Origin of the sequence: Thioalkalivibrio sp. ALE31, from assembly GCF_000377405.1 — a bacterium.
GTDB lineage: Bacteria > Pseudomonadota > Gammaproteobacteria > Ectothiorhodospirales > Ectothiorhodospiraceae > Thioalkalivibrio.
Genome location: NZ_KB905022.1, coordinates 281,840 through 297,334 on the forward strand (window position 1 = coordinate 281,840; position 15,495 = coordinate 297,334).

The window sequence follows — 15,495 nt, forward strand, 5'->3', positions numbered from 1 at the left end:
CGAAGGACCGGTTGGACTAGAACGTGCCAGGGATGGTGCTAACCCCCCCCCCCTCTAACAGGCATCACAACCACGGTAGATTGCCTAAAAAAGCGCTAAGAGTCATGAACGCGCCTGCTTGCTTGACATTACCACACTCAGCGTCTACTTTCTAAATCGCAGGGGCGCATCGCCTCTTCACCGCAGCCGAGCAGTAACAACGTCGATATCTGGCCCGCTAATCTGAACAACCTAGTGGGCGTCCTCGGAGCTATAGAGGGCTAGAGGGGCGAAGTTCGTACCCTCCTCTCCTCCGACCCGGAGGAGAGATTGACAATAGGTCCGACCATGTGGTGTGTGGTAGTAGTCGGCGTTGAAGTTCGGCGAAGGTGACACATAGCACTGTACCCTATTGTATGGGTTGGTCGGGCCTATATTTAATCGATACACAGCGTTTTGATATTGTACTCCCCTTCAAAACTTTCTTCAGAATCGGTATCAAGCGCACATAATCTGTGCCAAGCACTCGATATCTCTTGGCATGAACTAGAATCGGCCCGTTCTATGCGGGGCGATGAGCGCTATACGACAATGCGGCAGCCCAAGTTAAATGGCTCTGATCGCATCGTAAACAATCCTCATTACTTAATTCGAAAAATCCAACGGCGAGTGAACAAGAGGTTCTTCGCTAACCCCGATTTTATCCGTTGGCCGCGGCATATTTTTGGCTGCATACCAAACTATGTCGATGACGACGGCGAGCTAGTCACTACTGACTACGTGAGCTGTGCAAGCAAGCATTGCCAGTCGAAGAGTATCCTAAAGATGGATATCTCCGATTTCTTTGGCAATGTTCATCAAGACCACGTCTATAAGGTCTTTCTGAACTTGTTGAGCTTTCCTGAAGACGTGTCCAAGATTCTCACGGATCTTTGTACTCTCAGGGGCTCTCTTCCCCAGGGCGGCCTCACCTCGAGTTATCTGGCTTCTCTCTGTTTGCATGATAAAGAGGGGAGCGTCGTTAGGCGTCTAGAGAATAAAGGACTTGTCTATACGAGGTTGGTCGACGACATTACCGTCTCTTCTCACGTAGCTAATTATAATTTCAGCTATGCCAAGAAGATAATCACGGATATGCTTATCGAAAAAGACCTGCCTATTAACGAAGACAAGACTATTGTCCAGCGGTTATCTACCGAGCCCCTAACGGTTCATGGGCTCCGTGTTGGTTTCAAGGAGCCCCGTCTGCCTGCCGGAGAGGTAAAACGCATTCGAGCGTCGGTTCAGAGTATGGAGCAGCTTGCTCGGGAACCGAACTACCGTGTAAGTCACGCGTACCGACGCGATTACAATCGGTGTATGGGGCGCGTAAATAAATTAAGTCGTGTAGGGCATAAGCAGCATTCGATCTTGGTGAGACGGTTAAAAAGTATCCGGCCCTTGCCATCAAGGGCAGACTTGGATCGGCTGGAGGTTATGGTTAGTCGCTTAGAAAAGGATCATGCGGAGAAGCGAGCCACTTTCTGGTATTGGAAGCGATATCACAGGGCGCATGAGCGTTTGAATGTCCTGCAACTTATCTATATAGCGAAGGCTAAAAAGTTTAGGGAACGACTTAAGAAGGTCAAGCCGCTCTATGACTCGTAACAATTGGTTTTTTTTTAAAGTTCTGTCTTTTGCTGTTGTGACAGTGTTGATCGTTGGATTGGGTCTCTCGGCCACGGTGTTTTTTGTGGAAGGGTTTTCGGGTGCGTTTAGTAAGGATCTATGTTTCTCCAATCATTGTGTTCAAAACGCGTTTGATATCTATAGTGCCTCGGTAGACCTAATTAGAGGGATGCTCTCCATTGTGGTGGCGACTGCGATGGTCGGTGGTATAGGGGTGGCGCTTCAAAGTTACATTAACAACGCACAGTCAAATGCTTTGAGTAATCATCTATCGCATATTTCAGTGTTTCAGAGTTTTCTGGCCCAAGAGATCGAGAAAAGGCCGCTTGTCGAACTCAGCTCAGTAGACATATTCAAGTGGTATAATCGCATATTTGAAGAGTCTCGCGAGGGCTCTACTAAGCTGTCGAGGGGGTATGTGGAACGGATCAAGGAAATTAATCGTGCGATTCTGGAATCTAATAAACTGACCTCGAACACATCGAGTGAGAAATTTAGGTATGTAGAGCATCAGAGTAGACTGATTGGGGTTCTGGAAGAGCTTGGGGTAAGGATGTCTCGTGCGCCGCGTAACGAGTTCTATGAGGTAGAAAGCCAAGTCTTGTCGTTGGTTGTCTGCGTGAATCGAGAGTTCTGCTATTCGAGAGAGGTCCCCGAGATCATGGAAAGGCGATATCTTTAGAGCCAGAAATATAAATATACGAAATAGTGAGCAACAAGAACAGGACGCCCATGATTTCTTGGGTAAGTTGGAATGGCCAAGGCGCTCGGAGGGGAAGGCGATCTGGGTTCTCGGACAACTGTTGGGGGTTCGCAGTCTCAGTCTTAGGGTTTGGGTCCAATAAGGGTGGATGCGGTTTCTTTATGGAGAGAATGATGAGTGCATGGAGCCATTTAGCAATAGAAATCGAAAGTGCCATCAACTCTGGGATCGCTGAGTGTTATCCCTATGCGTGGGAAGAGAACCACATTACGCACGCCATGTTGGGAGGGATCCGGTCCGCTGTTCGCGGTCGAAAATTGGTTCATGGACGGGAGGCTGTGTCCGTAGAGTTTGAGACTTACAAGCTGGATGGGCGGTACGAGAAGAATTTTGGCGATATTGTGTTTTTGGTAAATATTGTTCGAAAAGGGCAGAAACCAATTCTCGGAGCAGCCTTTGTGGAAGCTAAGCGCCGTTCGCTGAACGGGCTTAGATATCCAGAAATTAGAGTTCAGCAGGCGCGTCGTATACTTAAGGTTGCGCCTCGAGCATTCTACGTGCTTTATGACTACGACTTCACGACTCGCTTTGTTAGTCAAGAAGGGTTTGATCCGTGGGGCATCAATGATCGCCGAGTTTTGAAAGGGCGCACGGGGTTCGCGCCCGTCGCGAAGGTATTGTGTACCCCGATAAATGCCGCTTTGGCGAATTCCTATAAGGACGTTCGGTTGTACAATCAGGCACTTCCGTTTACTACGCAGCTCATGACGCGATATCTATGTGGTTTGGATCTTGAGTATGGAAATGATGCATTGGCGGTAGCGGCAGGGTGGCGAGAGAATAAGGGTCTTCCCAAGCAGATAGTCCGAATAGATGTATGTGAGGATGGCGAAGAAGTTGAGGCATCCTCGATTCCGGTGAACGTCGAGCTGTATCGTAGAGGCGAATAACGGGGTCGGACCTATGTAACCGTATGATTCGCTTGCTAAAGAGTTTAGATTTAGAGAAGAAGAGGACACCCATGATTCTTGTCTTCGTCAAGCCTGTGGCGGGCGACCGGCCGCTGTCTCTCAGTTGGGTTTCTGAGGAGGGAAGAAGGGGACACCCATAATCTCATCTCCCGGCTGTCCCGGTGCGGAAGCTCTCAGTCCAGAAAGATGCGGTGGTCCGGCGGCGGGCCGTCCTGAAAGGCCTGCTGGTTGGCGTATTCGCGCATCTTCTGTCCAAGGTAGGTCTCCTGATCCAGTTCGCGCAGCTGGCGCGGGTAGTTTTCGGTGAGTTCGAACCAGCGCTGCACGAAGAAGAGGACACCCATGTTTTCTTGACGGTCTGAGGCGGGCTGTCTAGGTTTGTGGGGAGTGCATGGACCAGGGAGGGTCCGGAGATGACGCGAGCCAGGAAGGAGCTCGTCTCGGTCGAGACGACGCCGTATTACCGCATGCCGAAGAAGAGGACACCCATGATTTCTTGACGGTCTGAGGCGGGCTGTCTAGGGTTCAGGGGGAGTGCATGGACCAGGGAGGGTCCGGTGATGACGCGCATGCCGAAGAAGAGGACACCCATGATTTCTTGACGGTCTGAGGCGGGCTGTCTAGGTTTGTGGGGGAGTGCATGGACCAAGGAGGGTCCGGAGATGACGCGAGCCAGGAAGGAGCTCGTCTCGGTCGAGACGACGCCGTATTACCACTGCATTTGTCGTTGTGTTCGCCGCGCGTTCCTGTGTGGCGAGGATTCCTATTCGGGTAAGAACTACGAGCACCGGCGCGGCTGGGTGCTGGAGCGTCTGCGTGAGCTGCAGGGCGTGTTCGCGGTGGACGTGTGTGCGTATGCAGTGATGTCGAACCACTATCACCTGGTGGTGCGGCTGGATGCGGATCGCGCGGCGGCATGGAGCGAAGGCGAGGTGATGGAACGCTGGGCGCGGCTGTTCTCGTTGCCGGTGTTGGTAGCCCGCTATCGGGAGGGGCAGACGAAGACGGTGGCGGAGCGCGAGCGGGCGCAGTTGCAGATTGCCGAGTGGCGGGGTCGGCTGCAGGACCTGTCCTGGTTCATGCGCAGCCTGAATGAACACCTGGCGCGGCGGGCGAATGCGGAGGATGGCTGCAAGGGCCGCTTCTGGGAAGGCCGCTACAAGAGCCAGGCGCTGCTGGACGATGCGGCCGTGCTGACTTGTATGAGCTATGTGGATCTGAACCCGGTGCGCGCCGGAATGGCGGATACGCCCGAGGCCTCCGATTTCACCTCGATCCAGCAGCGTATCCGGGCGTTGGCCCGGGAGGGCCAGGGTCATGAAGGGCCGGCGTGTGAAGGCGACGAGCCTCGCCTGACCGTATTGGGCCCGGAAGGCGACGATCCGCATGGCAACGCGGTGGCCTTTACCACGGAGGACTACCTGGAACTGGTGGACTGGACCGGTCGCGCGATCCGCGAGGACAAGCGGGGGGCCATCCCGGAATCCATTCCGCCGATCCTGGAACGTCTAGGGATCGATCCAGTGCATTTCCTGCGGCATGTCGGAAGGGGACAGAGGTCGCACCATGTAGCGGCCCTGGGGCACGTGGAGCGTTTTCGCGAGGCGGTGAGGCAGCTCGGCCGTCGCAGCATCAAGGGTGTGGGGATATCGGTTCGGATGTTTCTGGCGCCGGCCGGTTGTCGTTGAACCAGCCCGGTTTCAGGGGACCGAAGAAAGGGACAGCCATGATTTCTTGCGACAGACGATGGAGACAGCCTGGATTGATGCGATGTGGCTTCGTGGGTCGGTGCGCCCATAGCGCCGGCGCCCGGGGGCGCCGGCGCATTGAGTTAGAACAGGCCGCAGGCGGGTCCGGTGCGTGCCGAGCGGACGTTGCGGAGGTCCGGATGGGCCCGCAGGTCATCCATCATCTGGCTGTACAGGCCGTCCGGGACGTCGCGCGCGAAGGTGATATCGACGGTGCCATTGCGGCGCATGTTGTAGGCGGTGAAGGCATCCGCCTCGTAGTCGAACAGGATCTGGGCGAGCGCATCTTCGGAAGCGAGTGCTTCCGGTGTGTTCGGCTGGGAGGTGGATGCGCAGCCGCTAACGGCGAGCGGAAGCGAGATCAGGAACAGCAGGGCAAGGGTGAAGCGGATGTTCATGGCGGTGTCTCCTTGATGGGAGCGACAGGAATGCTCCCCGGACCATGGCGTTCGGTGTCCACTGACTCGTAGCGGCAGGCCCACGGGCTTTTTACAAGCATATGTTAAAACCAGAAGAAAACAAGGGTAGGGGGTTGGGGCATGGGACTTGGGGTCGCGTGAATGGAACCCGCTGTGGTCCGCCTTTGGCGTCATCTGGCACTTGGTTCGGGTGTCCACTCGTTCGCATAGCGGGGCAGGGTCTTGCGGAAGACCTTACAGGAGCCGGATTCCAGTTCGCCGCGGTTGCACAGGTTGTTGATTCGAGTGAATCCGATGGCATCCATTAGGAGTGCGGATTCGAGTGTAGAACGATCTGAGTTGGCCCAGGCCTGAAGCAATTGAACACCGTTTTCATCGAACTCCCAGTGGCGAGCGATGGCAACAGAGACGCTGCGTGTCAGTCCCTCGAACTCGCCGATGAAGCCACGGGAGAGGGTGGATGCGCTGAGTGTTTGTAGTTCCCGCAGAAGAACCATGAGTCCGCTGCTATGTGCCAGGGCGGATAGATAGAGTGCGAATCCTTCGCACCCTCCGCCTAAATGCTGGGCACCAATTTTGACATTCATGGCCGTTTGCAGCGTTTCTGGCCAGATTTTCTGGATCCCCGCTGGGCTCAGACGATTGTCCCTTTCGAACTGGGCTATGGGGCTTACGATGGCCGCTGCGACTGCTTCCCTCATGCGCTGATTGCCGAGGATCGTAACGGCCTGTTCGATGCTCAAAATCTCAGACCGGGTTGGGCGTACGGACGGGCTATTGACGACCTTGAGCATGTTTCCGGACAGAACCGGATCGCTTTCCAGCATTTTCGCGATCTCTTTTGACCGGTATTGCTCGGGGTCGCGCAGCGTGGCCATGAGCCGGGGTGCGATTCGGGGAAGCCGCGGCACTTTGGCACTGAATGAGGTGGCATTCTCCATAAGCCGGTCGCGGAGGCCACGCAGCCAGGCTCGTTCTTCCGGGGAGGGCTCGTCCCGGGAATCGAGCCCTATTTCGAATAGGCCCGCACAGTAGCGCGAGGAGAGCTCTCGTTCCGAGAGAAGCTGCTCCATGCCGTCGTGTTCTTGTTCCCGAGGGCTGTTGGCGAATTCTTTGTTGGATGGAGGCGGTTCGCTGGGTGGCAGATGTTTGTTGTCGCCCACGCGACTGAACCATCGGCGAAGGCGAGAGAGCATCATGGCGGATAGCCGTCCTCGAGTACGGTATATGGCTAGTGGCAGCCGGCGCTGGCTGGCAGCCGCGAGCCCCAGACTGGCGTGTACGGGATAGATCTCAGGTTACTTGCTGGCACAGACCCGATTGAGCGTTTGGCGGCACGAGCGTGAGGCCGACGTTAGGGAGTCACATGGTTTGTGCGTTCGGTGAGTCAATCCCCGCCATGTGTCATATTCCGGAACGCAAACACAGAGCTGGCGATGATCACCGCGATGGCGAGGCCGTAGTAGAGCGTTTCCAGTGATGCGCCAACCTCCACTGCCTGCTCCAGAAAAAGCACAACCAGGATCACGATCGCGACCTGAATGATGGTCACTTTGAGGTCGTGGAAATGTCGGATCTCCAACACGGAGAGCAAGCTGCTTTTGCTGCCGGAATCCGGCTTGATGAACAGCCGAAACAGGCCAACCGCGATGATCTGGAAAGTCACAGCGATGAGCAGCATGTCGAGGACCTTCAGGAACCTCACCGCCAGGCTCTTGCCCTCATCGACCGAGCTGGGTACCTGCTGGACAAAATCGACCACGATATTGAACACGATGTATACGTTGGCGGCATACAGCAGGAGAGCCGCGATGGTGCTGACCACGACCGTCACCAGTACCAGCAGCCGGCTGGTGGTGAACATTCTTTCGATCATTCGTGCATGACTCCATGGCGGGTAGTGGCGATCCGGAGAATGGAATATGAGGCGGACCGGCGGATATTGATCTATCGAGTGTGGGCCAGCTGGTTCCGGACGATACTGCCGCCCTTCATGATCAGTTGCAGGTGGTCGGCGGGAGCATCCAGCCAGTCCAGGCCGGCTGCCGGGTCGGCATCGATCACGAGCAGGTCGGCCAGGGCCCCTTCGGCGATGACGCCGAGGCGGCCGGGGTAGGGGGCACGGTCGCCGGACAGGGCGAGCAGTTGGCCGGCCGCGCCGGTGGCCATGTGCAGGGCCTCCAGCGGGGACATGAAGCGGGTCAGCTTGGCGAGCTGGCGGCCCTGGCTGGCGGCGCCCTCGGGGCTGAACAGGATGTCGGTGCCGAAGGCCATGGGCACGCCGTACTGGCGGCCCAGTTCGAAGGCGCGCTCGGTGCCCGCGCTCACCTGGAGCTGCTTGGCCCGGGAGACGGGGTCCGTCTTCGGGTTGGCGTCCTCGTCGTCCAGGAAGGGCTGGATGCTCCACCACACGTTGGCATCCGCCATCATGCGCACCGTCTCCTCGTCGGCGAGCTGGCCGTGCTCGATGGAGCGCACCCCGGCGCGGATCGCGCGCTGGATGCCCTGCGGCGTGTAGACATGGGCGCATACGTAGGTGCCCCAGTCGGCGGCGGCGCGCACGGCGGCGCGCATCTCCTCTTCCAGGTACTGGGCGGTGTCCAGCGGGTCGTAGAGGCTGGAGACGCCGCCCCCGGCCATGATCTTGATCTGGCTGGCGCCTTGCATCAGCTGTTCCCGGGTGCGGCGCAGCACCTCGTCCACGCCATCGGCGATCGCAGCGACACCGCTGCTCTCGATGTAATTCGGCGGGGTGCTCGGCATGCGTGGCAACTCGTGGCGCTGGCGAAAATCGCCGTGCCCGGAGGTCTGGGAGATCATCGCGCCGCAGGGGAAGATGCGCGGGCCGGCCACCGCGCCGCGGTCGATGGCCATCTTCAGGCCGAAGGCCGGGCCGCCGAGATCGCGCACAGTGGTGAAGCCGCGCATCAGGGTCGCGCCGGCCTCGCGCCCGGCCATCAGGTGCAGGAATCCGATGTCCGCGGTCATGGCGGTCATCTGGCTAACCCCGACCAGCGTGCTGTGCCAGTGGGCGTCGATCAGGCCGGGGATGACCGCGCGCCCGCCGCAGTCGATTATGCGTGCGGCGGTCGGGCCCTCGCCGCGCCGGGGCAGCGCGGCGATGCGGCCGTCCTCGATCAGGATGTCCACGTCCTCGCGCATCTCGAGGGTCTCGCCGTCGAACAGTCGCAGGTGGGTGAGTAGCAGCGGTTGCCCGGGTTCACCGGCCTTGACCTCGCGCGGGGCGAGGCCGAAGCCCGCGAACATGCCCAGCACGGCGGCGGCACCGCCGAGGAACTGGCGCCGGTTCAGGTCGGCCTCGATGCGCCGGAGGGCCGCCTGGGTATGGGCCGCGCCACAGTGGCAGGGGTTGATGCCGGCGTTCGCGCCGTGCGGTGCACAACAGGCCATGCCCATGACGGTGAGGCTCCTGGTTAACGCACGCGACATCGGGATGCGGCGCCGCGTGGTTCGGGACGCGCCCCGACGCCCGTGCGGGTGCCGGAATCCCGGCCGCTGCCGATCGCGAGCGATAGCCGGGGCTAGGCTTGCAGCATACCCAAGATCTGGCGCGCGTCTACTGGCCTGACCGGGGCGCTGGCGAAAAGATAAGGACACCCATGATCTTCCCAGGCCAAGCCTGCTCGAAGTGCGGCAGCGCCATGGTGAAGCGCAAGGCCCGTCGGGGCTCCAACATGGGGCAGGAGTTCTGGGGGTGCACGCAGTATCCCAGCTGCCGCGGGACGAGGGCAGTCCAGTAGGCGGTGACCGGGCGAGAAGGTGCCCCTGTCGCAGGTCAGTTGTCCCGCCGAGCCAACAGGTTGGTTACGGCACGGATGAGCTGCCACTGGCCCACCAGGCCCACGCCTCGCGCATCGATGTGGGAGAAGCCGTCGATCAGATGCAGGTCGGTCTCGCCGACTGCATGGGCGAGGCGCTCGCTTTCGGTGTGGGGAATCATGTTGTCGTCGCGGCCGTGGATCAGGAGCGCCCCGCTGGAAAGGTGCGCGAGGTCCCGGTGGGCCAGGGATAGCATGTCGATGGCCTCCTGTGCGCTTTCAGGTAGGTCTTCGAGGAGCGCTGGCACGCGTTCCTGGTCATCGTTCCGGATTAACGCCAATAGGCTTCGCCCCTCTTCGCCGAGACCGGCGGCCAGTTCGTCGATCGGGGCCTCGGGATCGTGCATGCGCCGCCAGGCAATTTCGTCGAGGATCTCGCGGTCTGCGGGGGCATTAAGCATGTGCAGATTGCCGCGCAGGAATAGCCACTTCGCCAGTGGATCGGGAGTCCTGGTCATCCAGCGGTCTGACCCGGGCTCCTGGAAGGCCCCGGTCGTGGCGAAGGTGATGACGTTCTTCGTGTCGTAGTAGCCGCCGACCCCGACCAGGAAGTCGATGCTGGCTTCTCCCTGTGGCGTTAGCGTCGCGAGCGCGGCCAGGCCCACGGCGTGAGAGATTGCCGCGACCCCGACGTCCTGGTGATCCGGGGCGCGCTCTGCCTCCAGGCGGGACAACAGGGCAGCGGCATCCGCGATGGCGGCGGCATCCTGGGTGCGGATCCTCAGGGCTTTCGTGCCCTCCAGATCGGGGACCAGCACCAGGAAGCGTGCCCGGGCCAGTGTATTGGCGAGTTGTACCAGGCGGGGGTCGTCCTTGCCCTCTGGCGTAAAGCCCGGCACAAGGACAATACGGGCGCCGACATCCTGCCGGGGATGGTAGAGGTCGGCTTCGATGGCCCCTTCGCTCGTCGTGACTGCAAGCGTTTCGCGCGCGGGTTCCGGGGTGCGGTCCTTTAGCGCGCTCGGTCCGTCACCGGCCTCGATGTCCTGGAGCACCCGCATGGCCTCCCAGTTTTGCACTCCGATGTAGCTGGCAAGCATCACAACGCCCAGCAACACGGCAGCGATGCGAAGCACTAGTCCTGACCTTCTGGGGGTTCTGGTTCACTCATTTGGAAGACGACTCGGTTCCACCCGGCGTTTTTGGCTTGATACAAAGCGGCATCGGCTTGACGGATGAGGGCGTCCGGATCAAACCGGCGACCGGCTGAAGGGGCCATGCCAAGCCATTGGAAGGGGCTTGCACGTTGAGGCTCGAAACTGGTGGACAGCAGGGGTGGAGTGCACTTCATTTTCAACGTGTTATGTCGCACAGCATGGCAACGGACCCGAATCAGGTTTGGCTTCCATGCAGTCTGCCATTAACGGAACATCGAATGTCCCGTCTGCCACGCGCAGACACTGAAGGCAAGATGAAGTAGGAAGGTGGATCCCGACGCGCAGGCGAGTAGATTTCGGTGTGCAGCCCAGTACAATCCGGAGCTTGAGTGTTGTAGTCCTGACTAGCCCGCGAAGGAGACCAATGTTTCGTATCCGGGAAAGTCAGGATCGGCGAGATGCGGCTGATTCACGCCATGGGTCCGGTCCCTCCGGATGCCTGACAGGAAAGGGAGCGCCCATCATCTGTCCTGCTAACCGTAATCTTCCCTCTGCGGGATCTGCTGGTGAGTGCGTCCCTGCGCGACGCGGCGCGCTTCGGCTGTTCATCGCGCTTTGGGTGGGTGCCGCTTTCGGCATCACAGGTCTGTCGAAGGCGGATGATGAAGCGGTATTCGTGGTCGCCCATCCAGGCGTGTCGACCCAGACCCTGACCCGCGACACGACCCGGGCCTTGTTTGGCATGCGCCAGCGCAGCTGGCCGGACGGCGAGATCGCGCGCGTGTTCGTGCTGGGGGACAACGACCCCGTACATGTGCGCTTTGCGAAGGAAGAGCTCGGGGTCTTCCCCCATCAATTACGCCTTGCGTGGGACCGAGCGGTATTTTCCGGCACCGGCCAGGCACCCCGTCGAGTGGGATCTCTGTCGGAGATGCATGAGCGTGTGGGCACCACGCCCGGCGCGATTGGCTACCTCACAAAGGAGTACCTGGATGAGCGTATCCAAGTCATCGAGATGGAATAAGGTGCGGCCTGCCCTGGGCGGGACCCTGTTACTGATTGCGTCATCGGCAGCCGGCCCGGCGATGGCCGACGAGGGTGCGCTGGGGACCTTGCAGTTGCACGGGTTTCTCAGTCAGGGCTGGGTGACGACGGACTACAACAACTTTTTCGGATCCAGCAGCGACGGCAGCGGCAGCTTCGACTTCACGGAGCTTGGGGTTAACGCCTCCCTGCGGCCCCGTGAAGACTTGCTGCTCTCGGCGCAAGTGCTCAGCCGGCGTGCCGGGGAGATCGGGGATGATGGCCGGCCGAAACTGGATCATGGTTTGATCGATTACCAGGCGCTATCCGGGCCCGAGCGAACGGTGGGTGTGCAGCTAGGGCGAGTGAAGAATCCTTTCGGCCTCTACAATCAAACCCGCGATATGCCCTTTACCCGGCCGGGCATCCTTCTGCCTCAATCCATCTATTTCGATCGTGCCCGTTCGCTGGCGCTGGCCTCCGACGGTGGCAAGGCCTATTTCGAGGAGCGGATAGGCGATGCCGGGCTCCTGCGCGGCGAGGTCGGTTTCGGACGGCCTCAGGCCGATGACGATCTACAGGGGGCGCTGCGACTGGATAACGTCCCGGGTTCTATCGAGCCGCGTAACTCGACGATCGCGCAGCTGCTCTACGAGCACGATGGTGGCCGTGTGGTCGCTGGGTTGAGTGCTGCTCAGGTCAAGGCACGCTTTGAGCGCGATGGTGGGCCCGACGGGCAGTTTGCATTCGAGCCCTGGATTCTTTCCCTCCAGTACAACCAGCCCTTGTGGAGCCTGACCGGTGAATATGCGCTGCGTCATTCCAGCATGGAGGGACTAAGCGACCTCGGGGCCGATTTCGATATCACCGGGGAGAGTTGGTATCTGCAGTACTCGCGTCGCTTCAGTGATGACTGGGAATGGTTGATTCGTTACGACAGCCTGGTGGTCGATCGCAGTGACCGTTCCGGACGTGGCTTTGCAGCCGCTACTGGCCTGCCGGCACATGCGCGCTACGCCGAAGACTGGACCGTTGGCTTGCGCTGGCATCCGCACCCGCAGGTCATGCTGGGGGCGGAGTATCACCACATCGAAGGTACGGGCTGGTTGCCATCCGGTGACAATCCCGACCCATCCGAGACCCGGAAGCGCTGGAACATGCTGATGTTGCAGCTCTCCCTGCGTTTTTGAAACCGGCCGGAACGCAATAGAACGGGCACCTGGGGATGACGAAGCCACACACATCGCATTCGCGCATCCGGGTGGGACTCACGGGGCGGCTTATTGTGCTGACCAGTCTGGTGCTGGTCGGTCTGGTAGCGCTGATTACCACGCTGGGCCATGACATCCTGGAAAGCCAGTTCCAGCAGGAGCGCGAGGACAGTCACGCCCGTGAGCAACGCGAGATGCGGCTGGCGCTGGAACGTGCCGAGGACAGCCTGCAGCAATTGGCAGCCGTGGTGGCGGCGGCGCCGGGCTTGTCCCGTGCGCTCGAGCAGCGAGACAAGATACTGGCCGATCAGGTGTTGGCGACCCAATGGCCCACGTTGGAACTGGACGCCGGAGTGGCGCAGGTCCGGGTCTATCTCGAATCGGGGCGTCTGCTCTCCAGCCGAGGTGACGACGACAGCCTGACGCCCGGGCTCGTCGAAGATTGGCTGGATCGGGTCCGCGACACAGAGCGGCCTCACAGCGATCTGCGCTGTGCAGCCGACTGTCTTATCCACAGTCTGGTACCGGTGCTGGTGGATGGGGAAATGGCGGGGACTGTGCTGGTTTCCCGGTCTCTGGCCGATCTCACCCAACAGGTCCGTAACGTGTCCGGCAGTGAGGTTGCCCTGTTATTGCGCAGCGCAGGGCAGCCCGAAACGGGGGATATGCTCCGTCAGGTGCCGGAATGGGGCGGGCATCTCCTGGCGATCACCCGGATCGAACAGACGTTGCCGACCCTGCGCGCCATGGCCGAGGAGGTGGCGTGGTCCTCGCTGTCTCGGGATCCAGTGACGTTCAAGGATGGATCGCGGGTTCTGGAGGTCCAGGCGCTCCCGCTTGCGGGCCATGGCGGCACGGATACCGATGTTGAGGGGTACTTGCTGTCCCTCTCGGATATCACCTCTCAGGTCGATGCCATCCGGGAGCACACCCGTAACCTGTTCCTCGCCGGGATGACCGGTTGGGTGATCGCGGAGGCCATCGTGTTGCTGATCGTCTGGCCACCGATGCGGCGCCTGTATCGACTGGCTGAGGTGTTGCCGGGGCTGGCCAGCGGTGGCTTCGCGCGAACCCGGGAGGTGATTCCGGAACCGCGCCGGCGGTTTCAGGACGAGATTGATGAACTGGAGACCACGACCCTGGATCTGGCCGATCAGCTGGAGACCCTGGAGGGCACGGTGCAGAACCGGGATCAGCAGCTGGCGGCGCAGATCCAGGCACTGGCGCGCGAGCGCGATTTCATCGGTAGCCTTCTGGACACGGCACGGGTGTTTATCATCAGCCAGGATTCGGACGGGCGGATCACCCTGGTCAATGAATACACGACGACCGTGCTTGAGCATTCCGAGGAGGACTTGATCGGCCGGACGTTTGACGAGGTCTTGCCCATCGGATCTGCCGTCCTGGATGGAGATGTCCAGCAGGGGGAGGAAGAACGTTCGTTGCGCACGCCCGGTGGTGAGGAACGGGTGGTCGTTTGGTACCACGCGCCGCTTCCCGGGGATGAGCCGGGCCGGATCTCCGTGGGGCTGGACATCAGCGAACGCAAGGCCGCCGAGGCTCGACTGACCTGGCTGGCCCAGCGCGATCCGCTCACCGAACTCTACAATCGCCGCTACTTCCATGAGGCGCTGGATCAGGCCCTGGCCAAGGGTGCCCATGGCGCCGTCCTGTTGATGGACCTGGATCAGTTCCGGGATGTGAACGAGCTACGGGGCTACCACGCCGGGGACGAGTTGCTGCGCCGAGTGGGCCATACCCTGTACGAGTATCTGGGATACCGCGGCGTAATCGCGCGCCTGGGCGGTGACGAGTTCGCCCTGTTGCTGGAGGGCGCGAGCGACGATCAGGCCATGTACGTGGCGCAGTACGTGGTGAAGCTGCTGGAGGATGTGGATCTCGCCATCGGTGAGCAGCGCCATCGAGTGTCGGCCAGCATCGGTATTGCCCGTTTCCCGGAGCACGGCGCTACGCCCGCTGACCTGATGGCAAGCGCCGATGTGGCGATGTATCAGGCGAAAGAGGGAGGGCCTCAACGCTGGCACATGCTGCACGCGGTGGAAGACGTCAGGGATGAACTGGAGCAGCGGGTCTACTGGGTGGACCAGTTGCACAAGGCGCTGAAGACCAACACTTTTGAGCTGATGGTTCAGCCCATAGTGCGCCTGAGTGACCGCAGCGTGCGTCACTATGAGGTGCTGCTGCGTATGCACGGTGGTGAAGGCGAGTTACTGATGCCGGGACGTTTTATCCCCTTTGCCGAGCGCAGTGGTCAGATCGTGCAGCTGGATCGTTGGGTGCTGCGCGCGGCGCTGCAGTTGTTGGGCAGGATTCAGGACGAAGACATCAGTCTGGCCGTGAACCTCTCCGGGCAGTCATTGCATGACGACTACCTTACGGATTACCTGGCCGAGGAGTTGCGCGCCAGTGGTGCCAACCCACGGCAACTCATCCTGGAAGTGACCGAGACCGCAGCCGTCAGCGACTTTTCCACGGCACGGGGTGTGCTGACCGGCATACGCGCGCTTGGATGCCGCGCGGCACTGGATGACTTTGGGGTGGGGTTCAGCAGTTTCCACTACCTGGGCCAGCTGCCAGTGGACTACATCAAGATCGACGGAAGCTTTACTCGTAGACTCGTGGATGACCATGAAAGTCGGGTCATTGTCCGGGCGATCGCAGATCTTGCGGTTGGCCTTGGCAAGGAGGCGATCGCTGAATTCGTTGATCAGGAGGCGATTATTCCCATTTTGCAGGACTACCGGGTTGCCCTTGGACAGGGCTACCACCTGGGCCAGCCGGTGCCTGCGTCGGAAGTGTTCGGAGACCTCTGAAGA

The 15,495-nt window shown here is 60.1% G+C and carries 13 protein-coding genes and 1 pseudogene; 8 read left to right on the forward strand and 6 right to left on the reverse strand.

The annotated features are described in order from the left end of the window. Positions 1 to 570: 570 nt before the first annotated feature. The 3 genes from D103_RS13935 to D103_RS14185 all read left to right on the forward strand — a co-directional run bounded on the left by D103_RS13935 (position 571) and on the right by D103_RS14185 (position 3,300). Entirely contained in the window at positions 571 to 1,626 is a 1,056-nt protein-coding gene (locus tag D103_RS13935; RefSeq protein ID WP_231366591.1) for a reverse transcriptase family protein, read from the forward strand. Then, positions 1,616 to 2,329 (forward strand): retron Ec48 family effector membrane protein, encoded by a 714-nt coding sequence (locus D103_RS14180; RefSeq protein ID WP_012982828.1) that lies wholly within the window; start codon positions 1,616 to 1,618, stop codon positions 2,327 to 2,329. The genes D103_RS13935 and D103_RS14180 overlap by 11 nt, the downstream gene beginning before the upstream one ends. Positions 2,330 to 2,523: 194 nt before the next feature. Next, entirely contained in the window at positions 2,524 to 3,300 is a 777-nt protein-coding gene (locus D103_RS14185) for a hypothetical protein (protein ID WP_155984769.1), read from the forward strand. 194 nt (positions 3,301 to 3,494) lie between these two features. Here the strand turns inward: D103_RS14185 and D103_RS14190 are convergent, their stop codons facing one another. Continuing rightward, positions 3,495 to 3,665, reverse strand: coding sequence for a hypothetical protein (locus D103_RS14190; protein ID WP_018876321.1), 171 nt, complete (start codon positions 3,663 to 3,665; stop codon positions 3,495 to 3,497). 318 nt (positions 3,666 to 3,983) lie between these two features. On the opposite strand from D103_RS14190, the gene D103_RS0107155 reads away from it, so the two are divergent. After that, positions 3,984 to 5,009 carry a transposase gene (locus D103_RS0107155; protein WP_018876322.1) on the forward strand — a complete coding sequence of 342 codons (1,026 nt, stop codon included), beginning with the start codon at positions 3,984 to 3,986 and terminating at the stop codon, positions 5,007 to 5,009. 143 nt (positions 5,010 to 5,152) lie between these two features. On the opposite strand, the gene D103_RS0107160 is transcribed toward D103_RS0107155, so the two are convergent. The 4 genes from D103_RS0107160 to D103_RS0107175 all read right to left on the reverse strand — a co-directional run bounded on the left by D103_RS0107160 (position 5,153) and on the right by D103_RS0107175 (position 8,905). Continuing rightward, positions 5,153 to 5,467: a hypothetical protein gene (locus D103_RS0107160; protein ID WP_018876323.1), complete on the reverse strand. Its 315-nt coding sequence runs from the start codon at positions 5,465 to 5,467 to the stop codon at positions 5,153 to 5,155. A gap of 191 nt (positions 5,468 to 5,658) precedes the next feature. Then, positions 5,659 to 6,651, reverse strand: coding sequence for an HDOD domain-containing protein (locus D103_RS13425; RefSeq protein ID WP_231366592.1), 993 nt, complete (start codon positions 6,649 to 6,651; stop codon positions 5,659 to 5,661). Between the two features lie 224 nt (positions 6,652 to 6,875). Continuing rightward, complete coding sequence (locus D103_RS0107170) at positions 6,876 to 7,352, reverse strand: YqhA family protein (protein ID WP_018876325.1); 477 nt, start codon at positions 7,350 to 7,352, stop codon at positions 6,876 to 6,878. Positions 7,353 to 7,435: 83 nt separating this feature from the next. After that, positions 7,436 to 8,905 (reverse strand): amidohydrolase family protein, encoded by a 1,470-nt coding sequence (locus D103_RS0107175; protein ID WP_018876326.1) that lies wholly within the window; start codon positions 8,903 to 8,905, stop codon positions 7,436 to 7,438. 215 nt (positions 8,906 to 9,120) lie between these two features. Here D103_RS0107175 and D103_RS13940 point away from each other — a divergent pair. Beyond that, positions 9,121 to 9,249: pseudogene (locus D103_RS13940) on the forward strand (topoisomerase DNA-binding C4 zinc finger domain-containing protein); the annotation flags it as partial. Positions 9,250 to 9,284: 35 nt separating this feature from the next. Here the strand turns inward: D103_RS13940 and D103_RS0107185 are convergent. After that, positions 9,285 to 10,403, reverse strand: coding sequence for an alpha/beta hydrolase (locus D103_RS0107185; protein WP_018876328.1), 1,119 nt, complete (start codon positions 10,401 to 10,403; stop codon positions 9,285 to 9,287). A gap of 445 nt (positions 10,404 to 10,848) precedes the next feature. Between D103_RS0107185 and D103_RS0107190 the strand changes: the two genes are divergently transcribed. The 3 genes from D103_RS0107190 to D103_RS0107200 all read left to right on the forward strand — a co-directional run bounded on the left by D103_RS0107190 (position 10,849) and on the right by D103_RS0107200 (position 15,492). Then, positions 10,849 to 11,448, forward strand: coding sequence for a hypothetical protein (locus tag D103_RS0107190; RefSeq protein WP_231366594.1), 600 nt, complete (start codon positions 10,849 to 10,851; stop codon positions 11,446 to 11,448). A 61-nt stretch (positions 11,449 to 11,509) separates the two neighbouring features. Then, positions 11,510 to 12,637 carry a hypothetical protein gene (locus D103_RS0107195; RefSeq protein WP_018876330.1) on the forward strand — a complete coding sequence of 376 codons (1,128 nt, stop codon included), beginning with the start codon at positions 11,510 to 11,512 and terminating at the stop codon, positions 12,635 to 12,637. A gap of 35 nt (positions 12,638 to 12,672) precedes the next feature. Beyond that, complete coding sequence (locus D103_RS0107200) at positions 12,673 to 15,492, forward strand: EAL domain-containing protein (protein WP_018876331.1); 2,820 nt, start codon at positions 12,673 to 12,675, stop codon at positions 15,490 to 15,492. The last annotated feature ends 3 nt before the right edge of the window (positions 15,493 to 15,495 follow it).